Source organism: Mangrovibacterium sp., assembly GCF_041596335.1.
Lineage (GTDB): Bacteria > Bacteroidota > Bacteroidia > Bacteroidales > Prolixibacteraceae > Mangrovibacterium.
In genome coordinates this window covers 1-26,665 of sequence record NZ_JBFHIT010000015.1, presented here as the reverse complement: position 1 = coordinate 26,665, position 26,665 = coordinate 1, and the positions used below count along the sequence as shown (strand labels likewise).

Annotated in this window: 26 protein-coding genes and 1 tRNA gene; 10 read left to right on the top strand and 17 right to left on the bottom strand. The window is 46.5% G+C overall.

Annotation, left to right across the window (positions count from 1 at the left end):
• The first annotated feature begins 354 nt into the window (after positions 1-354).
• Positions 355-1,266 carry a nuclear transport factor 2 family protein gene (locus ABZD21_RS07455; protein WP_372774047.1) on the top strand — a complete coding sequence of 304 codons (912 nt, stop codon included), beginning with the start codon at positions 355-357 and terminating at the stop codon, positions 1,264-1,266.
• 196 nt (positions 1,267-1,462) lie between these two features.
• Complete coding sequence (locus ABZD21_RS07450) at positions 1,463-1,648, top strand: hypothetical protein (protein WP_372774045.1); 186 nt, start codon at positions 1,463-1,465, stop codon at positions 1,646-1,648.
• Between the two features lie 95 nt (positions 1,649-1,743).
• Here the strand turns inward: ABZD21_RS07450 and ABZD21_RS07445 are convergent, their stop codons facing one another.
• The 8 genes from ABZD21_RS07445 to ABZD21_RS07410 form a co-directional block, all read right to left on the bottom strand.
• A complete protein-coding gene (locus tag ABZD21_RS07445) occupies positions 1,744-2,529 on the bottom strand; it encodes a formate/nitrite transporter family protein (RefSeq protein WP_372774044.1) in 786 nt (261 codons plus the stop codon).
• Between the two features lie 266 nt (positions 2,530-2,795).
• Entirely contained in the window at positions 2,796-3,545 is a 750-nt protein-coding gene (pflA, locus tag ABZD21_RS07440; protein WP_372774043.1) for a pyruvate formate-lyase-activating protein, read from the bottom strand.
• A 94-nt stretch (positions 3,546-3,639) separates the two neighbouring features.
• Positions 3,640-5,874 carry a formate C-acetyltransferase gene (gene pflB, locus ABZD21_RS07435; RefSeq protein ID WP_372774041.1) on the bottom strand — a complete coding sequence of 745 codons (2,235 nt, stop codon included), beginning with the start codon at positions 5,872-5,874 and terminating at the stop codon, positions 3,640-3,642.
• Positions 5,875-5,928: 54 nt separating this feature from the next.
• Positions 5,929-6,294 carry a DUF6686 family protein gene (locus ABZD21_RS07430; protein ID WP_372774039.1) on the bottom strand — a complete coding sequence of 122 codons (366 nt, stop codon included), beginning with the start codon at positions 6,292-6,294 and terminating at the stop codon, positions 5,929-5,931.
• A 180-nt stretch (positions 6,295-6,474) separates the two neighbouring features.
• Positions 6,475-8,475: a urocanate hydratase gene (locus ABZD21_RS07425; RefSeq protein ID WP_372774037.1), complete on the bottom strand. Its 2,001-nt coding sequence runs from the start codon at positions 8,473-8,475 to the stop codon at positions 6,475-6,477.
• 49 nt (positions 8,476-8,524) lie between these two features.
• A complete protein-coding gene (gene hutH, locus ABZD21_RS07420) occupies positions 8,525-10,099 on the bottom strand; it encodes a histidine ammonia-lyase (RefSeq protein ID WP_372774036.1) in 1,575 nt (524 codons plus the stop codon).
• A gap of 228 nt (positions 10,100-10,327) precedes the next feature.
• Positions 10,328-10,403, bottom strand: a tRNA-Gln gene (locus ABZD21_RS07415).
• 161 nt (positions 10,404-10,564) lie between these two features.
• A complete protein-coding gene (locus ABZD21_RS07410; RefSeq protein ID WP_372774035.1) occupies positions 10,565-11,092 on the bottom strand; it encodes a hypothetical protein in 528 nt (175 codons plus the stop codon).
• Positions 11,093-11,143: 51 nt separating this feature from the next.
• On the opposite strand from ABZD21_RS07410, the gene ABZD21_RS07405 reads away from it, so the two are divergent.
• Complete coding sequence (locus ABZD21_RS07405) at positions 11,144-11,581, top strand: (deoxy)nucleoside triphosphate pyrophosphohydrolase (protein WP_372774034.1); 438 nt, start codon at positions 11,144-11,146, stop codon at positions 11,579-11,581.
• Here the strand turns inward: ABZD21_RS07405 and ABZD21_RS07400 are convergent.
• Positions 11,525-12,031, bottom strand: a complete 507-nt coding sequence (locus ABZD21_RS07400) for a hypothetical protein (RefSeq protein WP_372774033.1) — start codon at positions 12,029-12,031, stop codon at positions 11,525-11,527. The genes ABZD21_RS07405 and ABZD21_RS07400 overlap by 57 nt on opposite strands.
• A gap of 186 nt (positions 12,032-12,217) precedes the next feature.
• Between ABZD21_RS07400 and ABZD21_RS07395 the strand changes: the two genes are divergently transcribed.
• Positions 12,218-12,739: a YhcH/YjgK/YiaL family protein gene (locus ABZD21_RS07395; protein ID WP_372774032.1), complete on the top strand. Its 522-nt coding sequence runs from the start codon at positions 12,218-12,220 to the stop codon at positions 12,737-12,739.
• 97 nt (positions 12,740-12,836) lie between these two features.
• Here ABZD21_RS07395 and ABZD21_RS07390 read toward each other — a convergent pair whose 3' ends face one another.
• From ABZD21_RS07390 to ABZD21_RS07380, 3 genes are read right to left on the bottom strand one after another with little or no spacing between them, the layout of a single operon-like run.
• Positions 12,837-13,526, bottom strand: coding sequence for a lycopene cyclase domain-containing protein (locus tag ABZD21_RS07390; RefSeq protein ID WP_372774030.1), 690 nt, complete (start codon positions 13,524-13,526; stop codon positions 12,837-12,839).
• On the bottom strand, positions 13,527-14,360 hold the full coding sequence (locus tag ABZD21_RS07385; RefSeq protein WP_372774029.1) for a phytoene/squalene synthase family protein: 834 nt from the start codon (positions 14,358-14,360) through the stop codon (positions 13,527-13,529). It lies immediately after the preceding gene.
• Positions 14,344-15,825 carry a phytoene desaturase family protein gene (locus ABZD21_RS07380; RefSeq protein WP_372774027.1) on the bottom strand — a complete coding sequence of 494 codons (1,482 nt, stop codon included), beginning with the start codon at positions 15,823-15,825 and terminating at the stop codon, positions 14,344-14,346. Before ABZD21_RS07380 ends, ABZD21_RS07385 begins: the two co-directional genes overlap by 17 nt.
• A 213-nt stretch (positions 15,826-16,038) precedes the next feature.
• Between ABZD21_RS07380 and crtD the strand changes: the two genes are divergently transcribed.
• The 4 genes from crtD to ABZD21_RS07360 are packed head-to-tail and all read left to right on the top strand — an operon-like array spanning position 16,039 to position 19,573.
• A complete protein-coding gene (crtD, locus tag ABZD21_RS07375; protein WP_372774026.1) occupies positions 16,039-17,508 on the top strand; it encodes a 1-hydroxycarotenoid 3,4-desaturase CrtD in 1,470 nt (489 codons plus the stop codon).
• On the top strand, positions 17,498-18,142 hold the full coding sequence (locus ABZD21_RS07370) for a carotenoid biosynthesis protein (RefSeq protein WP_372774024.1): 645 nt from the start codon (positions 17,498-17,500) through the stop codon (positions 18,140-18,142). The genes crtD and ABZD21_RS07370 overlap by 11 nt, the downstream gene beginning before the upstream one ends.
• Positions 18,142-18,849 carry a fatty acid desaturase gene (locus tag ABZD21_RS07365; RefSeq protein WP_372774023.1) on the top strand — a complete coding sequence of 236 codons (708 nt, stop codon included), beginning with the start codon at positions 18,142-18,144 and terminating at the stop codon, positions 18,847-18,849. Before ABZD21_RS07370 ends, ABZD21_RS07365 begins: the two co-directional genes overlap by 1 nt.
• Positions 18,836-19,573 carry a hypothetical protein gene (locus ABZD21_RS07360; protein WP_372774021.1) on the top strand — a complete coding sequence of 246 codons (738 nt, stop codon included), beginning with the start codon at positions 18,836-18,838 and terminating at the stop codon, positions 19,571-19,573. Before ABZD21_RS07365 ends, ABZD21_RS07360 begins: the two co-directional genes overlap by 14 nt.
• Before the next feature lie 172 nt (positions 19,574-19,745).
• Here ABZD21_RS07360 and ABZD21_RS07355 read toward each other — a convergent pair whose 3' ends face one another.
• The 3 genes from ABZD21_RS07355 to ABZD21_RS07345 form a co-directional block, all read right to left on the bottom strand.
• Positions 19,746-20,753: a GyrI-like domain-containing protein gene (locus ABZD21_RS07355; RefSeq protein WP_372774020.1), complete on the bottom strand. Its 1,008-nt coding sequence runs from the start codon at positions 20,751-20,753 to the stop codon at positions 19,746-19,748.
• 468 nt (positions 20,754-21,221) lie between these two features.
• Positions 21,222-22,271 carry a glycosyltransferase family protein gene (locus ABZD21_RS07350; protein WP_372774018.1) on the bottom strand — a complete coding sequence of 350 codons (1,050 nt, stop codon included), beginning with the start codon at positions 22,269-22,271 and terminating at the stop codon, positions 21,222-21,224.
• Between the two features lie 20 nt (positions 22,272-22,291).
• Entirely contained in the window at positions 22,292-23,125 is an 834-nt protein-coding gene (locus ABZD21_RS07345) for a UDP-2,3-diacylglucosamine diphosphatase (RefSeq protein ID WP_372774016.1), read from the bottom strand.
• Between the two features lie 224 nt (positions 23,126-23,349).
• On the opposite strand from ABZD21_RS07345, the gene ABZD21_RS07340 reads away from it, so the two are divergent.
• Complete coding sequence (locus ABZD21_RS07340) at positions 23,350-23,928, top strand: peptidylprolyl isomerase (RefSeq protein ID WP_372774015.1); 579 nt, start codon at positions 23,350-23,352, stop codon at positions 23,926-23,928.
• Between the two features lie 146 nt (positions 23,929-24,074).
• On the opposite strand, the gene ABZD21_RS07335 is transcribed toward ABZD21_RS07340, so the two are convergent.
• On the bottom strand, positions 24,075-24,941 hold the full coding sequence (locus tag ABZD21_RS07335; protein WP_372774013.1) for a hypothetical protein: 867 nt from the start codon (positions 24,939-24,941) through the stop codon (positions 24,075-24,077).
• 310 nt (positions 24,942-25,251) lie between these two features.
• Here ABZD21_RS07335 and tpx point away from each other — a divergent pair, with 310 nt between their 5' ends.
• A complete protein-coding gene (gene tpx, locus ABZD21_RS07330) occupies positions 25,252-25,764 on the top strand; it encodes a thiol peroxidase (protein WP_372774011.1) in 513 nt (170 codons plus the stop codon).
• Between the two features lie 517 nt (positions 25,765-26,281).
• Here tpx and ABZD21_RS07325 read toward each other — a convergent pair.
• On the bottom strand, positions 26,282-26,665 hold a 384-nt coding region (locus tag ABZD21_RS07325; protein ID WP_372774010.1), incomplete at its 5' end, for a transposase.

Genomic DNA, 26,665 nt, shown 5'->3' with positions numbered 1-26,665 from the left:
CCGGCTAAAAAACGCACTGTATCATCGGAGTTTGGCCTTCTTTCCCGATCGGGGAGATGTGGATCGGGAACAGAATAAGACAAAAGTGTCTTTTATGAAAATCATAACTAATATACTGACGTTTCGCTTTATCAGACCAGTCTGATGCTGCATGAACGATTTGGCAGGACTTTTCGAGTGGAAGACTTCATTTCGGTATCGATAGTCCGGCATTCTGTTGAATTATAATTAATATTGGGTTGTTTAAGTGGCAGATAGTCAGGCTTTAATGGTGTATTTCTTCCGGGCTTTTCGTAAATTGGTTAGACCCAATTCAGCTTTTCAAACTTAGTTTTTACCTTAAATTTTAGTCCTATGAAAAAACTTGTATTGTCGATTGTGGCGATAGCTATCATGGCTGGCGTTTACGCGCAGAAGAAAAACGGAACGGTGTTTATTGAGCATCCCGCGATGGAAAAGGTCACAAATATGTGGCAGGCTTTTGCCAAAGGTGATTCTGCAGCCTTTGTTAGTTTCTTTGCCGATTCGGTTCACATTAGCCGAAACGACCGAAAATTTACGATGAAAAATGCCGAACTGCCGAGTTTGTACAGTTGGTGGATTAGGGAATTTGATGCGATTAGGTTTGAAGTAGACACTCCGGCTTACGCTGATGCGATTGAATACGAAAAAGGCGGACTCTGGGTACAGGATTGGATTCGTGTTGCCGGAACGCACACCAAAACCGGAATCAATCTGGATCTGCCCACTCATAACCTCTACCGGTTTAACGATGACGGCAAAATTTCGGTTCTGATTCAATATTACAATAACGATCTGTTTCAGGAGATTAATAACAGCGAACGAACCATCAAGAATGGAGTGGTCTATATCAATCATCCGTATATTCTTTCGGTTCGGAAATATGTCAATGCGCTTTGTGCCAAAGATATGGATGAGTTGATGAGCTATTTCTCTCCAAAGGCGGGTTTTGCAAGCTTGATGATGGACTGGGGAGATTCATTCATGACGATGGAACAACAGAAGGACGTGTGGCAGATGATTTTCGATAATAATGATAATATGACGATGACCCAGTTTGGTTACCCGGATTGTATTTATTACGAGAAAAATGGTGACTATGTCGTTTATTCCTGGTGGGTTTTCCGCTCCACTTCGAAAGAAGGGAAGAAGATCGAAATGCCGGTCATGCTGTCGGATACCTTCGATGAGGAGGGCAAAATTGTTAATTCAGTCTATTACTACAGCACAAACCATTTGGAATAATATCGCTTCGCAATACCACATAAATTCAATTTGTTCTACTTTGAATAGCAATTTGCCGGTGGCCTATTGCAGCGCGAAAATTAAGCAACTAATAGAGTCTGTGTTGAACCGAACCCATTGTCTGACAGTGGGTTCTGTTTTTAGCTTGAACCATTGCCCGGTTTGACTGTTTGGCTTACGAAAATTGATTGGCGGAATGAACAACTACGAAATGCAAACCTGCGATAACTGTGGCGACGGAATAAATTGCTACGGTGATCTGACTTGTGAATGTGCAAACCTGCAAATCCCTGAAAAAATATCCGACTATATTGGCGCGACTTTCGATCGCTGCCTCTGTCGCTGCTGCATTCAAAAGTTGATTGTGGAGATGGGAGAATGAGACGCAAGCCGCAAGCGTACCAAGTCCGAATAGTCAAATGTCATTCGTTGCCATTAATAGTCTCATTGGTCGTTCTGGAAACTGACTGCGACTGATCACTTCCGCTTTCCGTAGGCATACCAGTAAAGCGTTCCAACAAAAAAGGCACCGCCAACGATATTGCCCAGCGTGGCAGCAATCAGGTTGTCGAATACAAAGCCGGACCAACTTACCGAAGAGCCCTCGAAAATAGCCAGAGGAATGAAAAACATGTTGGCAATGGAGTGTTCGTATCCCAACGCGACAAAGGTCATAACGGGCCACCAAATGCCCAGAATTTTGCCGGTGGTGTGCTGTGCCGACATGCCCATCCACATGGCCAGACAAACCAGCCAGTTAGCACCAATACCCTTTAAAAAGGTTTTGTAAAACGGATCGGAGGTTTTGTTGTCGGCAATGTCGAGAACCACTTGATGCCAGGGGTCGTTCTGGACCAGATCGGTGAGGTGGACCAAAAAATAAGCGATAAACAGCGAGCCAATCAGGTTCCCGAAATACACCAGCCCCCAATTTCGCAATGGAGCTGTCCAGTGTTGTGTTTTGTTGAGTACGTTCGGCATAAAATAAGCATTGTTGCCGGTAAACAGTTCGGCGCCGGCCATCACAACCATCATCAGGCCAACCGGGAAGGTGGCACCAAAAATGAATTTTGCCAATCCGGGATTCGCCGCGGCAATTTCGGGAATTCCGCCTCCAACCATAATCGAGAGCAAACCGCCGAACGAAATGTATGCGCCGGCTAAAAAGCTGAGTACTAATATCTTCTTAACGGAATAATTGTCCTTTGTGATGGCTGTTTCTCCGGCAATTTCCAGTATGCGTGGTGGTGTGTTTAAACTCATTTTTTTAGAAATTAGTATTTAGACATGAGACGATTGGGCAATTATAAGTCAATGTTGTTTCGCTAGGGAGAGCCCGATGAAACAGTTGTTTTTCTCTGTGAAACCCTGTGTGAAAACTCCGTGCGATCTCTGTGGGTTTTAAAAACAATGGTAAATAAACTAACCACAGAGTCTCACAAAGGAACTCACAGAGTGACACCGAGTTTTTTCAAATAATCGTAAATATTAATTCGTCCATGGTCAATCGTCCTGTTGTTCTTTCCTTGTTATTTGCTGATCACCTGCTGAAAGAATTTCTCCAGAATATCTTTAGCCTGCTGAATTTGTTCCGGTGTATTTTCCGGAACCTCAGTTAGCTGATAGCTTTCGCCCAGAGCTTCCCATTTGTATTGCCCCAGCTTGTGGTAGGGAAGGATCTCAATTCGCTCCGCAAATTTGTTGGCTCCAAATTGTTCGCCCAGCCAATGCAATTGTTCCTGACGATCGGTGTAACCGGGAATCAGCACATAGCGCAGCCAATAGGGCTTTTCGCTTTGTTCGCGAAGTGCAACGAGGTCGAGTGCCGTTTGCAAGCCATTTCTTCCGGTCAGCTTTTCAAATCCCTCGCCATTGGTGTGTTTGATGTCGAACATCACCAGGTCGGACAAGTTGCTGATGAGCTCTTTTGCATAAACATTCGAAACCGTGGCATTGGTGTCGATATTGGTATGAATGCCCTCCGCTTTCAGGCGGTGAAACAGCGGAATCAGGTTTTTACTTTGCAATAAAGGTTCGCCTCCCGAAATGGTCACACCTCCGGTTTTTCCGAAGTAGGTTTTCATATTCACCGCACGCTTCACAATTTCGTCAATCTCAATCAGTCGGCCTCCATCGTGTTGAATGGTGTCGGCATTTTGGCAGTACAGACATTTCAGGTTGCAGCCTTGCAGAAAAATAACCAGTCGGATGCCCGGCCCATCATGTGTGCCAAACGACTCAATGGAGTGTATTTTAAGTTGATGAGCGGTTTCGGTCATGCGTTGAAGCAGGCTTTTTATTGGACAATAGACCCGTGTCCGGCTGATTCAGCCTGAAACACGGGTGTATGCTATTTGGATTAATTTTTTTGAATTACATGGAATCGTGGAAGGAGCGGGTGAGCACTTCCATTTGTTGTTCGCGCGACAAACGTACGAAATTTACCGCGTAGCCGGAAACACGGATAGTCAGCTGCGGATATTCTTCCGGGTGAGCCATCGCGTCTTCGAGCAATTCGCGGTCGAGCACATTCACATTCAGGTGTTGGGCGTTTTTACCGAAGTAGCCATCGAGGGTGGCAACCAGGTTGGCAATGCGTTCCTCTTCGTTTCTGCCCAACGATTTTGGTACAATCGAGAAGGTGTTCGAAATACCATCCTGCGAATCTTTATAGTCGATTTTGGCCACCGAGTTCAGCGAGGCGATAGCGCCGTGCGTGTCGCGTCCGTGCATGGGGTTTGCGCCGGGGGCAAACGGAATGCCTTTGGCGCGTCCGTCGGGCGTTGCACCGGTTTTCTTTCCGTAAACAACATTCGAGGTAATGGTGAGCACCGACATGGTTGGGTTTGCATTTTTGTACACCGGAAGCTGTCTCAGCTCGTTGCTGAAATGGGCCACCACATCGCGGGCGATATGATCTACCCGGTCATCGTCGTTGCCATATTTGGGGAAATCGCCTTCAATCGCAAAGTCAATCGTCAGCCCGTCTTCATTGCGGATTGGTTTTACTTTGGCGTGTTTAATGGCCGAAAGCGAATCCGCAACAATCGACAGCCCGGCGATCCCATAAGCCAGATTGATGCGCGGGTTGGTGTCGATCAGCGCCATTTGTCCTTTTTCGTAGTAGTATTTATCGTGCATGTAGTGAATGATGTTCATCGATTCGTTGTACACGCGGGCAACTTCTTTCATGGCTAGTTTGAAGTTGGCAATCACTTCGTCGTACACCAGATAGTCACTTTTCAATGCCGGAATTCCGTTCACCACCTGCGTTCCGGTATTCTCGCAACGGCCTTGGTTGAATGCCAGCAGCATTGTTTTGGCCAGGTTGGTGCGGGCACCAAAAAACTGAATGTGCTTGCCCAATTCCTGGAACGATACACAGCAGGCAATTCCATAGTCGTCGGAGCAACTGGTGGTACGCATCAGGTCGTCGTTTTCATACTGAATGGATGACGTGTCGATGGAAACTTTAGCGCAATAAGCTTTAAAGGGTTCCGGTAATTGCTGCGACCACAAAATGGTGATGTTGGGTTCGGGCGATGGGCCTAAATTGTAGAGCGTGTGCAGAAAGCGGAACGCTGTTTTAGTTACCTTGCTGCGGCCATCCATCAACATGCCGCCAATCGATTCGGTCACCCAGGTAGGGTCGCCGGCAAAAATTTGCTCGTAAGCCTCCATACGCAGGTGGCGTACCATGCGCAGTTTCATCACAAACTGATCAATGTATTCCTGCGCCTGTTCTTCGGTAATGAGGCCGGCCTGCAAATCGCGTTCAATGAAAATATCGAGGAAGGATGAAACGCTCCCCAGCGACATGGCGGCTCCGTCTTGTTCCTTCACGGCAGCCAAATAGCCCATGTAGGTCCATTGTACCGCTTCCTGTCCGTTTTCGGCCGGACGCGAAAGATCCAGTCCGTAGGTTTTGCCCATGTCAATCATTTCGTACAGGGCTTTGATTTGCTCAGCGACTTCCTCCCGCAAACGAATCGTAGCGTCAGTCATCGGACCGGCAATGTTGCTCAGGTCTTCCTTTTTCCCTTCAATCAACCGGTTGATGCCATACAAAGCCAGTCGGCGGTAATCGCCAATAATCCGGCCACGGGCGTAATTGTCGGGCAGGCCGGTCAAAAAGCCCAGCGAACGGAAAGTTCTGATCTCATCGGTATAAGTATCGAAAACACCATCGTTGTGTGTTTTCGCGTATTTGTTAAAGGTTTCGGCAATGTGCGGATCGGGCGTGTAGCCATGTTCGGCCAGCGCCCGGCTTACCACCTTAAAACCACCATAGGGTTTCATGGCGCGTTTTAGTAACTCATCGGTCTGCAAACCTACAATCACCTCCTTGTCTTTGTCGATATAGCCGGCTGGAAACGAATTGATCGTTGATACAATTTTTGTGTCCACATTGCGCAATCCGTTTTTTGCCCGTTCTTCCTTCATGGCTTGTTTGCAAATTTCCCAAAGAGCTTGGGTGTTTTTACTGGGGCCAGTCAGAAAATGGTGATCGCCGGTGTAAGTGCTGATGTTCTGCGAAACAAAGTCGCGCACATCAATGCTGTTGCTCCAGCGTCCTTCTTGAAATGGATCTCTCGTTTTTTTCATCATTAATAGTCTATCGGGTGATCGTTTATTTGGCTGCAATAGCCATCTTGTTTTTGTTTAATTGTCTGAAATTTGAAATTCGAAGTTCCGGGTTTTTAGCAGTTGGAACCTTGGTTTACGCCCCGTATGATCGGCGAGTAGGGCTTTTATCTCGTCGATTTCGTCTGTTCTGAAGCTCAGAATTAGATTCTTGTGGTTAATTGGAATCATGATTTTACGTTCTCCGGAGCGATGTTCGTTTTGCTGTGCCCAATAGTTTACATCCAGTTTTCGCATGTAGTTCTGAAAATTCTCGTATTCTTCCTGCGCAAAACTAAAGCTTAAATTTTTGTAGTTTACGTGAAATTTGTCGCATTCCGCACATTTGTAAATCCGACCATTAACTGTTTGATTGATGGTTTGTTCTCCTTTTCCCTGAATCATAGTCTTGTTTTCTATTTAAAACGATTCAAAATAACAAATGTTTTCTGAGCTATGCAATCGCTAAATGTTGGTATTTTTTAATGCCGGCCATCCGATCCCGGTTCAGCCCGAAAATAGAAGGGCGAACGGATCGTTTATGTCGTTGAGCACAAGGCAGGCGGCATGGACAGATATCAGGAGCTAGTCTAAATGATCCAAAACTGTCGGGTCGACTAAGTTCGGGATCGTAACATGTAGGGCTGGCGTTTGTTTCATTTCCTGTTGAATGGCAAACATGGCTGCTTTGTTACGTGCCCACGAACGGCGGGCAATGCCATTGTTTACATCGTAAAGCAGCATCATTTTCAAGTTCGCGTCGGCTTGCTCGCTGCCATCGAGCACGAGGCCAAAGCCGCCATTGATGACTTCGCCCCAGCCAACGCCTCCGCCATTGTGTAGCGATACCCAGGTGGCACCACGACTGGCGTCGCCAATCACATTTTGTACAGCCATATCAGCGGTGAAACTGCTGCCATCGTAAATGTTGCTGGTTTCGCGAAAGGGCGAATCGGTGCCGCTCACATCGTGATGGTCGCGACCAAGGACAATAGGAGCGGAGATTTCGTTGTTTCGGACAGCTTCGTTAAAACGCAAGGCGATTTGAATCCGGGCGTCTGAATTAGCATATAGAATCCGGGCTTGCGAGCCAACTACCAGCTTGTTTTTTCCTGCTTCTTCCATCCAATGAATGTTGTCGTCGAATTGGCGGCATGTTTCAGAGGGTGCCTTTTGGCGTAATTCACGCAGCACCTCCAGCGCTAACTGGTCGGTATGGTTCAGATCATCAGGGGAGCACGAACAGCAAACCCAGCGGAAGGGACCAAATCCGTAGTCGAAATACAAGGGACCCATGATGTCCTGAACATACGATGGGTAGCGAAATTTCTTATTGTCGTCGGTCATTACATCGGCATTGGCTTTGCTGCATTCCAACAGAAAGGCATTGCCGTAGTCGAAAAAATAAGTGCCGCGAGCTGCGTGTTTGTTTATTGCTGCTGCCTGTCGGCGAAGAGATTGCCCGACTTCAGCTTTAAACCGGGTCGGATCTTCGGAAATCATTTTTTGAGCCTCTTCAAAACTCAAACTAACCGGATAATAGCCTCCCGAGTATGGGTTGTGCAGCGACGTTTGGTCGGTGCCGATTTCAACAAACAGGCCCACTTTTTCGAACTCCTCCCAAACGGAAACCACATTGCCATGAAAAGCGATGGAGACGGTCTCCCGTTCTGTTTTTGCCCGTGTTACGCGGGAAACCAATTCATTTAGGTTGTCGATTATTTCATCGACCCAGCCTTGTTGGTAGCGTTTTACGATGGCCTGAATATTTACCTCGGCACAAACAGTGATACACCCAACAATGTTGCCGGCTTTGGGTTGTGCTCCGCTCATGCCGCCAAGTCCCGCGGTTAGAAAGAGCTTGCCCTTGGGCGATTCATTCGGTTTTAGTCTTTTTCGGAAGGCATTCATGACCGTAATGGTTGTTCCGTGAATGATTCCCTGTGGGCCAATGTACATCCACGAACCGGCAGTCATTTGGCCATACTGTGTAACACCCAACGCATTGTATTTTTCCCAGTCGTCGGGTTTTGAGTAGTTGGGAATCATCATTCCGTTGCTGATGACAACGCGTGGCGACGATTTGAATGCTGGGAACAACCCAAGAGGATGTCCGCTGTATAGATGCAGGCTTTGCTCATCGGTCATCTCCGCCAGATATTGCATTGTTAGCAGGTACTGTGCCCAGTTTTGGAAAACCGCGCCGTTGCCCCCATAGGTAATTAACTCGTGAGGATGCTGCGCTACTGCCGGATTGAGGTTATTCTGAATCATCATCATCATGCAGGCTGCCTGAACCGATTTTGCCGGATATTCACAAATTGGCCGGGCGTACATTTCGTAGTTGGGACGGAAACGATACATGTAGATACGTCCATAATTTTTGAGCTCATGCCAAAATTCGGTAGCCAGTTCGGCATGCCATTCTTTCGGAAAATACCGTAGGGCATTTTCAATGCTCAGTCTCTTTTCATCGGCCGACAGGATGTCTTTGCGTTTGGGAGCATGGCTTATTGTTGTGTCGTAGGCCTGAGGAGCCGGTAGTTGTGCGGGGATGCCTTGTGTGATTTGCTCGTTGAAATTCATAGGTCAGGTTGATTCAGTTTTCAAAATTAGTGGTGCTCGTTGCCGGGCGTCAAAACGCGTCAAATAGTTTACTGAGCGATGTTCGGTAGGGTGCTCGGGTTGCTGTCGAAACCTGGTCGGCCAGCTGCGTTAGTTCATTCTTTTTCACCATATCGATGGCGTATTGCATGAAATCGTTCAAGAGCAGATCTTCCTCGATATGTGGAACCGTTTGGCGAATGTGCTGGTGAATGGCATCCAGAATTGGGGTTGAATGAAGCGGAGCATGGAAGTCGAGTGCCTGAGCAGCACAGAAAAGCTCCAGACCAATGATGCGTTCCACATGGTCGATCACCTGCAGTAATTTTCGTCCGCTAATCGAGCCCATACTCACATGGTCTTCCTGCCCCAACGAGGTCGGAATACTGTCGGCGCTTGCCGGGAAGCAGAGACTTTTGTTTTCGCTGGCCAGGGCAGCCGAGGTGTACTGTATGATCATGAATCCGGAGTTCAAGCCGGTTGCCTTCAGCAACAATCGTGGGATGCCGTCGTAGTTGCCAGTGAGTGAAAGGTAGATGCGACGGTCGGAGATGTTGCCGATTTCGGAGACTGCCAGACAGGCGTAGTCCATTGGCAAAGCAATCGGTTGGCCGTGAAAGTTTCCTCCGCTGATTGTTGAGCCATCTTCAAAGATAATCGGGTTGTCGGTTACCGAGTTGATTTCGGTTTCCAGCGTTTCCTTCAGATGGAGCCAGACATTCCACGAAGCACCGTGAACCTGCGGTATGCAACGCAGTGAGTAGGGGTCTTGCACCCGGGTGCAACAAGCATGCGATTCAACAATGTCGGAATTGGAAAGTAAGTTGGCAATCGTTTCGGCCGACTGCCGGTTGCCTTTGTAGGGACGAAGTTCGTGAAGCTTCGCCTGAAATGGCCGGGCCGAACCCGATAGTCCTTCAATCATCATCGCGCCGACAATGTCAGCCGTTGCAATGAGGTTATGCATTTTCACGACAGCCATCAGCCCATGAGCGGCCATAAATTGAGTGCCGTTAATCAGCGCTAATCCTTCTTTGCCATGCAATGATAGTGGTTGAAGTCCAAGTTCATCCAGAACATCACCAGCTGCTCTTGTTTCACCCTTGTACTCGACTTTCCCGAGCCCGATGAGTGGCAGAAACAGGTGAGACAGCGGAGCCAGATCGCCCGATGCACCAACGGAGCCCTGTTTGGGGACCAACGGAATGACTCCCGTTTCAAGGTGCCAGATGATGCGGTTGAGGGTTGCCTCCTGAATTCCGGAAAAACCCTGCGCCAACGCATGAACTTTTAACACAAGCATGAGTGCCGAAAATTCGGTGGAAATTGGGTCGCCGGTTCCAACGGCATGGCTTTTCAGAATGTTTTCCTGAAGCTTATCTGTATCGGTTGGGGGGATGGGCGATGTGCATAGGGGGCCGAAGCCGGTGTTGATGCCATAAACCGCTTTTCCCGAGTGGGTGATATCCGACACAATCTGCTGGCTTTTCCCGATCTTTTGTCTGCTTGTTTCGTTCAGTATCCCTTTTAATTCGCCCCGACTTAGAGCCAGGGCTTTGGAGGCTGTCAGGAAATCTTCACCGTAGTTAAAAAAGGCTTTGCTCATCGTTCTTTGGTTTAACGAACAGTTAGTACGAGGCTGGTTAACTCAAAGTTATGGTCTTAATTCGAGAATTACCCTTACAAAACTCATCCTTTGCTGCGATCCGTTGTAGGGTGGATTAAATTTTGGGGTTTGAATTATTTCGGAAGAGGGCGAAAAGAAAAGGATGCTGTGCCCGGTGAAATGCCTGGCTATGAAAACAAAAAAAGCAGCTCGAAAGCTGCTTGATTTTGGTTGACCCGCCAGGGCTCGAACCTGGACTCTTCTGGACCAAAACCAGACGTGTTGCCAATTACACCACGGGTCAATCATTATTGCCTTTTGTTTAAAGACAGCGGCAAAAGTATAAAATATTTTTATTCCCAAAATAGTTTTCTGCAAAAAAATAGCTCGAATAGTACGTTTTTTTCGAATGGTATTTGATTTTCAAAGGGATATAACGATAAAAAAAATCAACGAAAAGTGGTGTCAGAAGCCTGTCTGCTTTTTGAGCTTCTTTAAAAGCTTCGTTCCTCTCGATTTTATTCCCGCAGATGGATGAATTTCGAGTTCATGTTCGATTAATAAGATAAGCTCGGATTTGAGTTCACATTCAATTTCTGAAATATTGAACAGGATTTGCAGGGCATGTACACGCACCGCGATGGCAACATTCGCATCGGTGAAAATCGACAAAGCGAAATCGAAGAGCTTCCCGATTTGCTGATACGGGATTTGATGTCGGCTGATAATTTTCAGAAAGTGGCGAAGTTTGGACTCATTTTTTGTGGCATAGACGAACTCGATCATTTGAGGGATGAAATAGGAAACCTGAATTGGATTCTTTTCGTTGACCTTGTCCAACACCCATGCGGCGCGCCAGTTTAGCTGGTGGCTTTCGCTGAACGCAATTTCAACCAGTTTAAACATCTCTTCCGGATGGCTTCGAAAATAGTCGCAGAGTGCGGAGGTATTTTCCCATTCAATCATGAGTTCCTGAATTTCTTCCCGAGTCATAGTCGCTGTTTCAAATGAAAGGATAAATTTAGGCTAAAAAAAAGACGATTTATGATTGACGTTTGTTGTGCCCTGATTTTTAACGAAAATTGCTTGCTGTCTGTTCAACGAAAAATAGATTCGGATCATCCCGGTCAGTGGGAATTTCCGGGCGGGAAGCTGGAGCCGGGTGAAACCGCGGTGGCTTGCATCAAACGCGAAATCCGGGAAGAACTGAACTGCGCCATTGAACCTGACGCTTATCTGTTCCCGGTTGACCATGATTACGGAACGAAACATATTCGACTGTATCCGTTTGTAGCACAACTTTCCGGAGTGACGTTGAACCTGGTCGACCATGAAAAATTACAGTGGCTGACGGTTCAGCAATTGTTCTCGATCCAATGGCAAGAGGCTGATTTGGAGCTAATAAAACGAAATCTGGGGGCAATTCTATGCCGTATGCGGCATTATAATGAAAAGGGTAGAGAACAGCAGCGCCCAGCCTAAAATGGAAATCGTCATGTACAACACGGTGTACTTTTGGCGGCTGTAATATTTTTTCAGCAGGAATGCTCCAATTGGTATACTCAGTAAAAAAGGAGTCATTACAATGATGCCCCAAAAACCATACTTTTTACGAAGTTTGGCGATAAAACGTGTTTTTCGGTTGATCCGGATGGTCGGTTTTTTATGGCGGTCAATCAGGTGGCATAAATCAACCCGAATATAATGTTTGAGCGCACAGTAAAACGTTTCGTGATGGTCGTAATAAAAACGAATGAGGAAGCCGCTTAGAAAGTAGAAAAAGTAAAATCCGGAAATTCCGCCAATGGTCACAAGAACAATTGTTTGGGCAAAATTCAACCCAATCAGCATTGCGTAAGGGAACGTCAAAAAATATTTGACTGTGGCCAGTAGATAAACATGCAGTAATTTTAAAACAATTGGAAAACTCATACTCAACGATACTCCTTCATCGATTAAGAACGATAAATTTCCGTAAAAAGTTTGACATGTGGATAGATTCTTCGATAAGTTTTTAGTCTGTTAACGAATATTTACGGTGGAAGTGAAAAAAAACGGGTTTGGGTATCATGTTGCTGTAACAATGCCTAATTTTACTGGAAAATAAAATCAATCGAAATGAATAAAATTAACGAATGGTTTACAGAAAAAGGCTGGGCAGAGGGAGTGTTGGTCGCTGCTCACGATTCTGTAAATGTAGAAGAGTTTTACAAGCAATATCAAGCCAATCCGGAGTTGTGGAAAGCCGTTTTCAAGTTCATGAAGCAAGATTTGTCGGCGATGGAGGTCGGGAAATACCCGTTGGTTGGAACGCAGGCTTTTGCTATGATTTCGGAATACGATACGAAAGAGCCGGAAAACGCCAAGTGGGAAGCGCATAAAAATTACATCGACCTTCAATATGTAATTTCCGGTGAAGAGAAAATGGGAATCCTTCCGTTGAGCGAAGCGAAAAACGCCATGGAATATAACGAACAGAAAGACCTGATTTTTTATGGTGAAAACGATGGTGAGTTGCATTTAGCAACACCCGAAGCTTTCTTTCTGTTCTTTCCGGACGATGTGCACCGTCCGTGCATTAAAGCAGACGAGTCGGCGCCGGTGAAAAAACTGGTCGCTAAAATCGCGGTAGCAGATTGAAAATTAAAGCTAAAAATAGTGAAAGGTGAAATTGGGCTGTAACAAGGCTGGTTTCACCTTTTTTTGATGACTATGTTGATGGAATTATACTCGGCGGCTAATAATAGTTCCCTTCTTTCAGGGTCTCGTAAATGGTTGTGTTCATGAGCAACAATAAGAAGAAATAGCCAAAATCTTCTATCGGGATGTTAATAATTCGCAGTCCGATAATGTGTTCCGGATGGTATTCCACAACCGGCAGGCTGGTTAAAATGCCATTCACAATGAGAAATGGCAGGATGCCAATAAGGTAGGCCAGAAAGAATTTGGTGAGGTGCGGTTTAAATTTGTTCCGGAAAATAACGTATGCCAGGTACACTGCCAGAAACAGAAAGTTAAAGAAGGTGTACAATTGTGAGCGGTAGTAATAACTCAGCCAAGCAGATACAGCGACCAGTAGCACGATAATAACAGCAAAAAAAGTTGGCCTTTCGAAATTGGGGAGGTAGGCTTTCAGTACTTCGTAAATGAACATGGTGCTATATGGAATAACAAAGAAAAATAGCCATTCCTCAACGGGCAAACCTTTAATGTAAATGCCGGTTAAATAGTTGGGGTTGAAACTCCAGATACCGGCCTCGGTGAACCGAACATCCCACACCAGAAAAACAATTGCGGTAACAATAATCGACGGAATCAGGTACTTCCAGCGAGTATAAAAGTGCACTTTTTTATCAAAGCTGAGTGCCAGTGGAATGGCGATTGAGGCGATCAGGAGCCCGGCGTAGGTGTACTGTTCCAGTTGCATTTATAAACTATTAAAGGCGTTTTTTAGGTACGCGTTGGCCAGCAGATACATCTTCTTCGGGTTCGACACCCGATAGCGTTTTTTCAGGATCTCGACCGGCTTAGCGCGCTTAATTTTTCTGAAAAGGCGAATGTAATAAATGTATGCAAGGTATACACCGAACCGCACCTCCTTTTTTAAGGCTTTAATTCCGCTGTACGCTTCCGCGAAATCTTGTTCAATATCGCGTTCAATCCGATCTTTCGAGGCTTGGTCGAAATGGTTGAAGTCGATGTCTTTAAAATAGATACGGCCTTTGTTTTCGAAGTCGTCCTGCGCGTCGCGTAAAAAGTTGACCTTCTGAAACGCGGCTCCCAGTTTTCTGGCCGACTCTTTCAACTCCTCATATCGTCCAGGCTCGTCGAAGTAAAACACCCGAAGACACATTAAACCCACTACCTCGGCCGAGCCATAAATGTAGTTTTCAAGTTGGTCGGCATTGTAGTTCGTTTCATACAAATCCATTTCCATACTTTTCAAAAATGCTTCGATCAGATGGTGGTCAATCCCATACCGGTGCACCGCCTCCTGAAAGCTGTCGATAATGGGGTTGATACTGAATTTGCGGTCGATCGCCCGCCAGGTTTCTGTTGTAAACTCGTCGAAAATAGCTTTTTGATCCTGTTCGAAGAATGTATCTACAATTTCGTCGGCATAGCGAACAAAACCGTAAATACTGTAAATACCCGACCGGTATTTTGGGTTCAGCATTCGAACTCCAAGCGAGAAGGAGGTGCTGTAGTTCTTGGTGGTTATCCGGCTGCAGTCCAGATTGTTTTTACGATAGAGCTCCATGATCGTTCAATATTCGTTCGGTTACTAATCGGGAAGAAATTACCGTCATTGGCAGGCCTGTTCCCGGAACGGTGGAAGCGCCGGTGTAATAAAGGTTGGCCAGTTTTTCATCCTTGTTTGAAGGGCGAAAACCACCCACCTGGTTCAGGTCGTGCGCCAGCCCAAGGCCGCTTCCACGGTAGAGGTTGAACATGCCTTCCCATTGAATGGGGTTGTACACAATCCGTGTTTCGGTGTGCCCCATAAAATCGAAACCGGTTCGCTCACCCATATCGCGAACAATCGCGTCGGCAATGGCTTCCGCATCGTCCCAGTTTTCTTTAAACCGAAGGTCGGGCACCGGACACAGAATAAAAACGCTTTCCTTCCCCTCGGGCGCATAGTCAGGATTGTGCATCGACTGGATGTTGACGTAGTAGTATGGTTTGTCGAGCTTAATGCTGTTTTTGAAAATTTTGTGCGCATATTCCTCGAAATTTCGCCTTAAAAAGTAGTTGTGGTGATACATGTTATTCACTTTCGTGTCGAGCCCCAGGTAAATGGTTAGTGGCGCTAGTGTCCACTTTTTGGCATCGAGCTTCGCCTCGCTAAATTTTTGGCGGTTGAGAACTTGGCCGCGGAACGAAGCAGCGTCGGCATTCACAACAAAAACGTCGGCCTCCCAGCGCTTTCCGGTTTTATCAACAAAGGCCGAAAGTTTTCCGTTCAACTCTTCGTAGCGATCAATTTCTACGTTGAAATGCATTTTTACCTTTCGCTGTTGTAACTCCGCAACAACGCCTTCAACAATTTTGTACATGCCGCCTTTCACGTTGTGATAGCCATCGTGAACAAGCTCTGTGTAGTTCAGCATGGAATAAACGGCTGGTGTGTCGAATGGTGTGGATCCTAGGAAAAAGCCCACCAAGGAGAAAATGACCTTCACCTCGAACGAATCGAAGTTTTTCTCCATTTCTTTCCACATGGAATAAAACATTTTTGGGGCATGTTTTAGCGGCACACGAGTTAATTGCAATAGGTAGCCCAGCAAGCTGTCGAAGTTTTGCTTGATCACAATGTATTCAGTATCGTGAAATATTTCACCGGCAGCTTTCAGAAAACGTGTTAGTTTCTCTTCCAGACCAACTTCCAGATCCTTAAACTCGTTCGCCAGTTTTTTTAGGTCTTTGTAAATCAGATACGATCGTTTGTCGCCCTCAAAATGAACAGCATAAAGTGGGTCGAGCTCCACAAACTCAAAAGGTATATCGATGTTGCAATACTTGGCCAACTCTTTAAATTCGTAGCTCATGCTGAAGAAAGTAGGAGCCATGTCGAACTTAAAGCCATCTTTTTCCAGTAAATTTAGTCGTCCACCCGGGCGATGGTATTTTTCAACCATTTCCACCTCGTAGCCGTCAGTGGTCAGCCGAAGGGCAGTAGATAAACCGGCTAGTCCGGTTCCTATGATGAGTACTTTTTTCATCAGTGAATAATTTGATTTTAAATTGCCTGATGGAACTTTCATGTTGCTGAAAACTTTTTACAGATCGTGTTTGTGTTCGGAGCAACATGTTCGTTTCATTGTTTGTTTAATGAATGATGTCTATATTTAAACAAAACAGAAGCAAAAAGTTTTATTGATTTGGGGAAATAGTTTAATAATCATATAATATAGTTAAAATTGAAAGAAAAACGCATGAAAAAAGCCGCAATTGTTGGTGCCGGAATTGCAGGTTTAGCTGTTGCCGTACGTTTGGCCCGCTCGGGCTGGGAAGTAACTCTGTTCGAAAAGTCGGCTCGGGTAGGGGGTAAGCTGAATGAGTTCTCCCTGGCTGGGTTCCGTTTCGATACCGGCCCGTCCTTGTTTACCCTGCCCGGCTTGCTGGACGAGTTGCTCGACGACGATTTACGCGTTGCCTACCGGAAGCTGGAGCTTGTAAGCCGGTATTTCTATGAGGATGGAACTATTCTGAATGCCTTTGCCAATCCGGAACAATTTGCCGAAGAAGTGGAATCGAAGACTTCCGATTCGAAGCAAGCGGTGTTGAAGTACCTTTCAAAGGCCGCTTTTATTTACCGATTAACGGCTCCCATCTTTATTTTCAGCGCTTTCCAACGCCTAAAGGATTTGTTGACCTTCCCGAACTTCTGGCGGGCATTGCAATTTCCACGAATTCAGGCATTCCGAAGCCTTCATCAGAAAAACAGCACAGCTTTTTCCGATCCCCGACTGGTGCAGCTGTTCGATCGTTTTGCGACTTACAACGGATCAAATCCGTATCAAGCCCCGGCAACCTTGCAGGTCATTGCGCATTTGGAACACAATGTTGGCGCCTATTTCCCGGACAAAGGGATGTACAGCATTGTTGAGGCGCTGCAAAAGCAAGCCCAACGCCTTGGGGTTCAGATTCGCCTGCAATCGGCCGTACAGCAGGTTGTGGTGGCGAAAGGCGGAACGAAAACGTTGCTGGTCAACGGGCAGTCATCCGATTTTGATTTGCTGGTGAGCGATGTTGATATTCATAGCTTTTACCGCAAGTTGCTGACCGATTCCAAGCCCTTCAACCTAAACAGCAGGGAAGAGGCCTCGAGCTCGGCGCTGATTTTTTATTGGGGAATGAAGAAAACGTTTCCGCAGCTGGAATTACACAATATTTTCTTTAGTGAAAATTATGCTGACGAGTTCGATTGCCTGTTTCGAAAGAAAACAATTTCACCCGATCCGACCGTGTATGTATACGTGAGCAGCAAACAGAATCATTCGGATGCGCCTGAGGGAATGGAAAACTGGTTCGTGATGGTGAATGCTCCATCGGGGGCCGGGCCGGACTGGGCCACTTTGCGCGAACAGGTTCGAAAACAGATTATTGGTAAATTAAATCGGATCTTGAAACAAGATGTTGAGCAGGATATCGTGTGCGAGGAAATTCTGGACCCGACCGGTTTGGAGAACAAAACATCATCCTTGGGCGGAGCGATATACGGGGCAAGCTCGAACAGCCTTTTTTCGGCTTTCCGCCGCCATCCGAATTTCAGGAACGATTTGCCGGGGGTATACTTTGTAGGCGGCAGTGTGCACCCCGGAGGCGGCATTCCGCTGTGTTTGGCTTCCGCTAAAATTGTGGGGCGTTTGGTTGACGAAAAGGAGGGGAAGCATGAACACTAGTACCCAATCCGTTTTCTACGCCCGCATGATCCTCGCGCTGCTTTACCTGGTTGGTTGCGTCGGTTTTACAATCCCGGCAACAGAGCCTTTATTTAGCCTGCTTAGTCCGTTCAATCTCCTGTTGTCCGGTATGGTTTTGTTCCTTTTTCAGGAGAAATGGACGGCCGGGCTGGTGCTTGCTCTGCCTTTGGTGGCGCTGATCGGATTTGGGGCTGAATTGCTGGGCACCCAAACCGGATTGCTGTTCGGAAATTACAGCTATGGTCCGGTGTTGGGGCTGAAGCTTTGGGACACCCCCTTGTTGATCGGTCTGAACTGGCTGGTTTTGTCCTTCGGAATTTATACCGGGCTGCGCCGTTTGCCGTTGGGGTGGTGGTTGCCGCCGCTTGGAGCGCTGCTGATGGTGGCATTCGATTATGTAATGGAGCCGGTGGCAGTTCGCCTCGACATGTGGAGCTGGCAGGGAAATGTTATCCCGCTAAAAAATTATATCGACTGGTTTTTGCTTTCCTTCGTGCTGTTTGCCGGAATGAAACTGTTCCGGTTGAACCATCGCAACCAATTGGCTGTTTGGATTGTACTATGTCAGTTCGTTTTCTTTTTAGTGCTAAATATTAGTTTGAACCTGATTTGATGGGACTACTGATCGCCATAGGTATTTTGTTTTTCTGGGGACTGCATTTGGCCTACAGTCTTCTGCTGGCGCCGGTAAGCGCAACTTCGGGATGGACTTATATCCACCTGTTGATACAGGCTTATTTGTACACCGGTTTGTTTATTACCGGGCACGATGCTATGCATGGTTTGGTGAGCGCGAACCGAAAGATGAACGATTTTTTTGGCTGGCTGGCCTCCATTTTGTTTGCCGGCTTGTCGTACCGAAAATTGCGGGCCAACCATTATCTCCATCATCAGTTTCCGGCAACAGAGAAAGATCCGGATTACTACATCCGCTCGCAAAATGTGTTTGTGTGGTGGGGGGTGTTCCTTGGTCGCTATGCAACCATCTGGCAGTTTCTGTTTATGGCGGTGGTATTCAATGTCCTTAAAATTTGGGTTGAAGTGCCACAGCTGCTTGTCTTCTGGATTGTTCCGGCAGTGCTGGCTAGTTTTCAGTTGTTCTTTGTCGGAACCTACCTGCCGCATCGTAAACCGCATGAAGCAAACATGGAGCCACACCGGGCACGCAGTCAGAGGGGGCCGCATTGGTGGGTGATGCTAAGTTGTTATTTCTTTGGCTACCATTGGGAGCATCACGAAATTCCGCGTGTTCCCTGGTGGCAGCTGTATCGCGAAAAGGATAAATTGAAACAGAAGGGGAGGGCGAATGACCATGCGTAACGCATTTCTGCTACTTTGTTGTTTTCTGATAGGGCTTCAATCCTGTGGGCAATCCGCGCAACAGCAGTTGCATTGCGAATTGTACGAAGCCTATGTTGATGATCGGGTCGCCGATTGGCAGGGAATTATCGGGCGGATGGAGGCGCTGGACGATTCGACCGCTGAGTGGCAACGCGAATTATTTTTGGCGCGCTACGGGTACATCGGCTATTTATTGGGCAACAAGCGAAAAGATGAGGCTCGCGATGAGCTGAATCGTACAATCCATGCTTTGCGTGCTGTGCAGGCCCGGTTCCCCAATAATGCCGCGTTTTATTGCTTGGATGCTTGTTTCCATTCCTACCAAATTAGCCTGTCGATGGTGCAGGCGCCCATTCTTTACCCGGCGCATCAGGCGGCAATGCGAAAAGCCGAACGACTGTCGGAAACGGAACCGCTTCTGGCCTTTGAACAGGCCAATATGTATTTCTACAAGCCCCGTTTTTTGGGGGGCAATAAGAGGAAAGCCATTGAAAAGTATCAACTGAGCCTGTCGCAGTTAAGTTCGGAAAAGTGCCGTTCCTGTTGCTGGTTCGAACTTATGGTGCAGCTTTTTTTGTTAAAAGCCTATTACGAAACCGGACAGAAGGACGATTTCAACCAGTTGAAGGCCGAATTGGTGCAGCTGCATGGATCGCTAAACTGGGTGGATGGTTTTTTAAATAGCAAGGTGCTGGACGATTAACGACATCCAGTCCGTGAGTCGGTTTTGTAGAAAAGCATGACCATGAGGAGCATACAGTGCGGCCAAGTTCCATCATTTTGTCGGAATTTCATTCGCTGGATGTATATACGTCTACTTTTTTATGTTTGGCGAAAAGAAGATACGTTTTTCTGTTGCCTTCAATATAAAAGGACTAGTTTACAACAATTGGGTAAAAAACAGCAGTAATCCATTGCGAAGTATCCTTGACCAGGAATGGGTCCGTGAGGTATTTTTCCATCGGAGCGCCAGCCATCTGAATGTTGTGGGCTTCCAGCCAATCCTGCATAAACTGGTGGGTTTCACCAAGTGAATCGTAAGCGCCAATGTGGTCGGCTTCGATATAAGTTCTGCTTTGTAGCGTTGCTTGCTGAATCAGATCGGTTCCTTCAGTGATTTGAGTAACCGGAATCCCGCATTCCAAATCAACAATTTCTCCGTCAATTTTATGGTAGATTGCAAAAGGCATATCGTTCATTTCGATATTTCTATGTTGAATTGCGGTGTACAATACACCATACATGCGAGCCATGGCAGTCGATATTTGGTTGAACTCCACCTCTTCGCGCAAACTAATGTAGTTCATATCGGGCAAGGTTTGCAGACGAACCAAGGGTTGCTTTTCCTGCCAAATGGTCTCCGATACAACCTTCAGATTCTCTAATCCTTCTTCCAAATCGGGACCAATCATACTTTCGAACATAAGTCCCATCCAACGATAAAGCGGGTTGTCGCCCAGATCAGTTTTGAAACCCCATAGTACGGTCGTTTGGTTATTTTCTTCTACAAACCGAAAGGGTGCTGTCGCGAGTCCTTTCTCTCCAAAATCCAACGCTACAACAATTGAATCGTATGGAACAGAGCTGCTTATCGTTAAAGATCCGGAACCAACTTGTTTGTGATCGCTTTGCCATTGGTAGCCAGCCCCTTCGCCAATGCCGAGCTGTTGGTAGTTAACCTTCATGTCCGGATCGATCTGATTCCAGACTGCCCACTTCTGCCACGAATGCAAGTCGTTGACCTGATTGAAAACAACACGAACCGGCGCGTCAATTTGGATGTGTCGGTTAACCTGGATTTCCTTCGGCAGGAACCAGGCGACAATCACAAAAATTAAGGCTAAGATGATCAGGGTGGCAAGTAATTTTTTGAGCAATTTCATGAGTAATCAGTTTTTAGGTGTGTTTGGTTGATGATTGGCTTTTTCACCTAAAACCATAAATCAGGTTATTTGTTCAGCTTTTTACCGGGAATTTGGAATTGAGGAAGTGAATTTTAGTTCATTTGGAGCCTATTCAACAGCGTTATTCCGGGTATGGTGGCGAGATTCGCTAACGGCCTGTCGATTTGTCGCTCCCAGGTTTCAATCGAGAGCAAAATAGCTGGTGAATGAAGGTGCAGCTCCATTTGGTTCGGAACTTCGCGTATACGGCCGTTTTGCCTTTTGGTCAGCGGAGCAAAAAACAGCAGGTGGCGATGGCATCGCGGTTAAAGCGCGTGAGGGTAATCACTGAGTAGCGGTGATGAGTGACCGACGTTTCTTTGAATCGAAATTCAATCTGAGCATCCATAGTTCCCGGGGGACGGGCGAGCTTAGCGTGTCCATGGCGTTGGTAGATTTATCGGACTATCATTCCGAATCAGTGCGTTGAGGCGAAGCATTCATTTTAAGCAACAAGTCCGTTTCGGCCTCGAGGACAATTTTTTCGAGAATCCCGCGAGTCTGGTCAGGGTAGTTTATTTGCAATGGTTCATCGTAATGCAGCCAGTCAGCCAATTGGTCGGCCGAATCGTGCCAGTTGGTAAGCACCCGAATGCCCATGTTTCCGGCAAAGACCGCATTGCAGGCTTGTTCGTATTGGTTTTTCATTGGTATCACGCATAGCTTTTTACCCATGTGTATGGCTTCTGCCGGGGTTTCAAATCCTGCTGTACAAAGAATACCGGCACAGCTGATAAATGATTCGGTAAAGTCGGTCAACGATACCGGACGAAACCAGATCGATCCTTTCCGATAGCTTTCTTTTCGGTGTTTCGAGAACACATGCCACTGGAATTGAGGGAAACAGCGGAGTATATGCTCAATTTCTTCGTTACTGAAGGCCGGAAGATAAACCGTATAGTGGCCCCGATTGACCGGCTTCGCGTTTCGGATTGCTGAGCGGATGACGGGTGTGTAGTTCTGTTCGTCCATTGCCCTGAAGTGAAAGCCATACTTGCGGCTCGCGGGCGCGTAATTCGTCAAAATCAGGTGCCCCAATAAATCGGTATGCGAAGGTTTGGGAGCTCTGTGGTGAAGCACCGCATTTTGGTGGCTCAGCCCAATGCATTTTTTTCCGCGTAGTTTGCAGGCCCAGGCAGTTACGGGTTCAAAATCGCAGATTACCAAGTCATAGTCTTGCACGGGCAAGCTGAGTAAATCGCGAATAAAGCGGATTGGTCTGGAGCGCCGAACGGTTTCCCATAAGCTTACTCCTCCGAGTTTGCCGAAGATGAAACTTAGTCCGTAAAACTGGTATTTCACCGCGAATGGTAATTGCAGGTCGCCCTGAATACCGCTAACCAGAACATCTACGTTTCCTAACTGCTCCAATAGTGGAACAATTTCGGTAGCCCGTGCGAGATGCCCGTTACCGGTTCCCTGTATGGCGTATAAGATGCGGATGTTTGTTTTTTTCATCGTGTTTGCATTATTGGTCGTTACAGTAGGTTGGCCACTGCGAGTTCTTTAAAAAGCGATTGATAAACTTGTTTCTGATCCGGAATGTCCGGCTCATCGGCTAGCGTATCTTCGTCATTATCCTCAAAGTAAATTAGTTCCCATTTTCCATTCTGATATTCCGCAGCGGTGTAATGCTCAACCCAGTCGCCACAGTTTAGGTAGTGCACCGGTTTGCCGGGCATCATCAGTATTTTATCCTTCGGAACGTGAGTATGCCCGCAAATGACTGTTTCGTAATTTTGAGCTGCCGCCGCCGCTGCTATCGCTTTTTCAAAGGTGGTTGGCCGACCTTCGTTTGACGATTTTTTCTTCAATCGTTTGTATAGGATGAATCCCTTCACGCCAAATGGTTTAAGCAGTAGGTTGAGGCCGGCATTTATAACCGTGATCAGTCCGTAGGCCGCCGCTCCGATCTTGGCAAGCCATTTGGCTTTGTGGATGATATGATCAAACAGATCTCCGTGAAAGATCCAGGTTTTCTTGCCATCCAGTTCGAGGATGAGCTGATTGACCACTTTCAACTTGCCGATTTCAGTTTGGTTAAACTTCCGCAGAAACTCGTCGTGGTTACCCGTTATGTAATAGATTTGAACACCCTTTTCCAGCATCTTAATCAACTGCCGAACCACCTTGAGATGGGGCTTAGGAAAGTAATTCCGACTAAACCGCCACGAGTCAATAATATCGCCGTTAAGCACTAAAGTGCCGGGGTTTATCGACTTCAGATATTTCACAATCGATTTGGCCTTGCAGGCTCTGGTTGCCAGATGCAAATCGGAGATAACCGATACTTGAAGCTTTCTCGCTTTCATAATTCATCAAATAACTGATGCAAGAAACCCCTTTCTTGTTACGAAGCGATTAAGCAAAAATGAAATATTGAACACTAAAAGTGTCTAAAAACCATTAAGTTTGTGTCCGAAAAACGCGGCGTGTTGGCAATGGTCAAACGCGTTTTTTGGGAGTCCTTCGTGTTCCGGACGGAAGGCGCTGAATCAACTATAAATCAGGTCGGTGACCGAAAAATGTTAATTAGATGGGAAAGAACGCATTGTTTGTTCTGCTGATGCTGCTGCTTGGCGCTTGCAGCCAACCGGCTCTGCCAAAAGTCGAAATCGAAAGCTCGATGGGAACTGTGGTGTTAGAGATCGATACGATTGGTGCGCCCTTGACCGGCGGCAATTTTCTTAACTTGGTTGATCGGGGAGTGTACCTGAATGCATCGTTTTACCGGGTCGTGCGACCAGACAATCAGGATGAAAGTCCGGTTAAGATTGAGGTCGTACAAGCGGGGCTGAAGGATGATGGGATTATTCGTAATTATCCGGCAATAGCTCATGAAACAACTTCACAAACCGGGATCAAGCATCGGGATGGTACCCTGTCGATGGCACGAAACCAGCCCGGAACAGCCAGCACCGAGTTCTTTATTTGTATTGGCGATCAGCCGGAACTCGATTTTGGGGGGCAGCGCAACCCCGACGGTCAAGGTTTCGCCGCTTTTGGTGAAGTGGTTGAAGGAATGGATGTCATTCGTCAAATTCAGCAGCAAGCCGATCAGGGGCAGTATCTTCTCGAACCGGTTCAGATTTACAATATCAAACGAGTGAAGTAGAAGCGCGGGCAAACCGCTTCCTTCGCTTCCGGTTGTTACGTATTGTCACTTCTCAGCTTCCGTTTTTTTATAAACAACGGTTCCCCGAAAACACCGGCTCGGATGGGCGGTCGCCTGTTGTTTTCCTAACGTGCGGGAAACGGGCTTCATTCTTCTTTGCTTCCAAACAACCGGCGTTTAATGAAGGTGGCGAACAATCCGGCGATAAATGCGAGCACGGGCAACATCACTTTGTCGAGCAGCCAGGTGGGATCGTTCTGCAAGTTGTCCCAAATTCCGGTCCACAGTTTGCCTTGATTCACTTTGACTTGTATCTTTATTGTTTGTGGTGACGCAAAGTTATTCCACGAGCCGTTTACATAGTTTTCGATTTTGATGGTTAAGGTTTTTTCACCCGGGCTTTGAGGTTCAACTTCCCAATCAAAATAATGGGTTTGGCCTTTCACAAAGCGGCTGTAGTAAATCGACTGGTCGCTGATTAATTTGAAATCATCCGGGTTGAATACCAAGGACACGCGCAATGAGTCGCTAAGCTTGATGTCGTGGATGTTGGTGTCTCCGGCAACTTGTTGTTCACTGGATTGCAGACTTCTGGCGATCTCCCGGATCGCGCTGCTTTCGTCAATTTGCTGTTGAACCAGCGCAATGATTTTTTCTTCGCGATGCTCCGACATCGAATCCGGAGCATAAACCATCATTTGGCCGGGAAATAATTCGCTAGCCGGAGCTGTTACCTTTTGAGCCGGCTTTTTTATGGCTTCCACAGGTTGAAGCACGGGGCTCTTGCTGATGACGGAAGCAACTCCTTCATTGTCTTTTTGCTGGCTGGCTTGTACGATAGGCTCCGGTTCAACCGCAACTGAATCAGTCACAACATCGTCCGAACGACTTTCTGTGACCATATTCTCAACGGGTTCTGCAATTTTTTGCGTATTGTTTCCACATCCCCATAGTGCGAGCAGCAAAACGATTGTCGTCCAAATTCCTGACCAGCGATAGGTGTTTTTGTCCATATTTGCTGAATTAAAGCTTGTCCTTTGTTTTCAAATTTTCTGCAAAGTACAACATGTTTGGGGTAGAAGTCAAGTATTTGGTTTAGTTCCTGCTTGAAGGTGATTGTCGCCAATGTGTGGCAGAACCCGAAGATGTGCTGTTTTTTTACACAAATTTCAGTAGCTTTAAACAAGCATGCGGCTTATGTGTTTTAATGAAGGAATTTCGGTTCTCGCATTGCTGCCGCGATTCAACCGTGTATTTGAAATATATTAATGAACAAACCGTTTGGGCCGTTTGGCCGATAAGTTTTTAATAAAATCAACAATAATGAAAGAAACAACCGGAAAGATTACCTTTAAAGGTGGTCCGTTAACCCTACTGGGAGAAGAAGTAAAAGTTGGTCAGAAAGCACCGGATTTCACGGTGGTTGGAGCAGGACTGAACCCAATTAAATTGAGTGACTATGATGGTAAAGTTCGCGTTTTGGCGCTTTACCCATCAATCGATACAGGCGTATGCCAATTGCAAAACAAGCGTTTTAACGCCGAGGCTGCTAATTTGGGCGATGCCGTCATTTTGTCTGTTTCCTGTGACTTACCTTTTGCTCAAAGCCGTTTTTGCGCTGCCGAAGGATTAGATAAAGTGGTTACCGCATCAGATCACAAAGACGTTGAGGTTGGAACCAAATATGGTTTCTTGATTAAAGAGCTTCGTTTGCTTGCTCGCGGAACAGTTGTCGTTGACAAACAAGGCGTGATTCAGTATGTTGAAATCTGTCCTGAGGTTACCGACGAGCCGAACTATGAAGCTGCTTTAGCGGTCGTCAAAAAACTATTGTAATCAATTGAGAAAACAATTCTGCGAAGCAGGTTTCTGAAAAGGAGCCTGCTTTTTTGTTCCCGTCTCTCTTCTCTGGGACACTCGAATTGTATTCGATTGATTGGTTCCGTTTGGGTGAGTTTTCGAGCGATTACAAATCGCTCGTCCCGGGTGGTCTGGGACAATTGTATTGTATTCGATTGATTGGTTCTGTTCGGGTGGGTTTTCGAGCGATTGCAAATCGCTCGTCCCGGATAGTCTGGGACACTCGAATTGTATTCGATTGATTGGTTCTGTTTTGGGTGGGTTTTCGAGCGATTGCAAATCGCTCGTCCCGGGTAGTCTGGGACAATCGAATTGCATTCGATTGATTAGTTCTGTTTGGGTAGGTTTTCGAGCGATTGCAAATCACTCGTCCCGGGTAGTCTGTGGGACAATCGAATTGTATTCGATTGATTGGTTCTGTTTTGGGTTTTCGAGCGATTACAAATCGCTCGTCCCGGGTGGTTCGTGGGACAATCGAATTGCATTCGATTGATTACCCAATTCGTTGCCAGGAGCCGACCCATTCACACTGATTTTTCACGAGGCCTGCTTTTACCGGATTGTTTAGCGTATATTCAATAGCCCGGTGCAAATGCACATGATCCCGGATTGTCGTATCATAGCTTTCTTTTTGCCAGAGTGACTTGCCTATCAATCCATAGTGCTCGTTTATCTTTCTGGCCGTTGTTCGTTTTACCGACTGCAGAATATCTTGCAGATAAACCGGATTATTGCGTTCATCATGCTTATTCAACGAAAATACCCAATGAATATGATTGGACATGATACACCAAGCCCAATTATTTAATTTTTGATTCTCCCAGAAACGGAATGCATCAGCTAAAATCTCTCGGTTTGGTGCCAACGACAAGTCGAT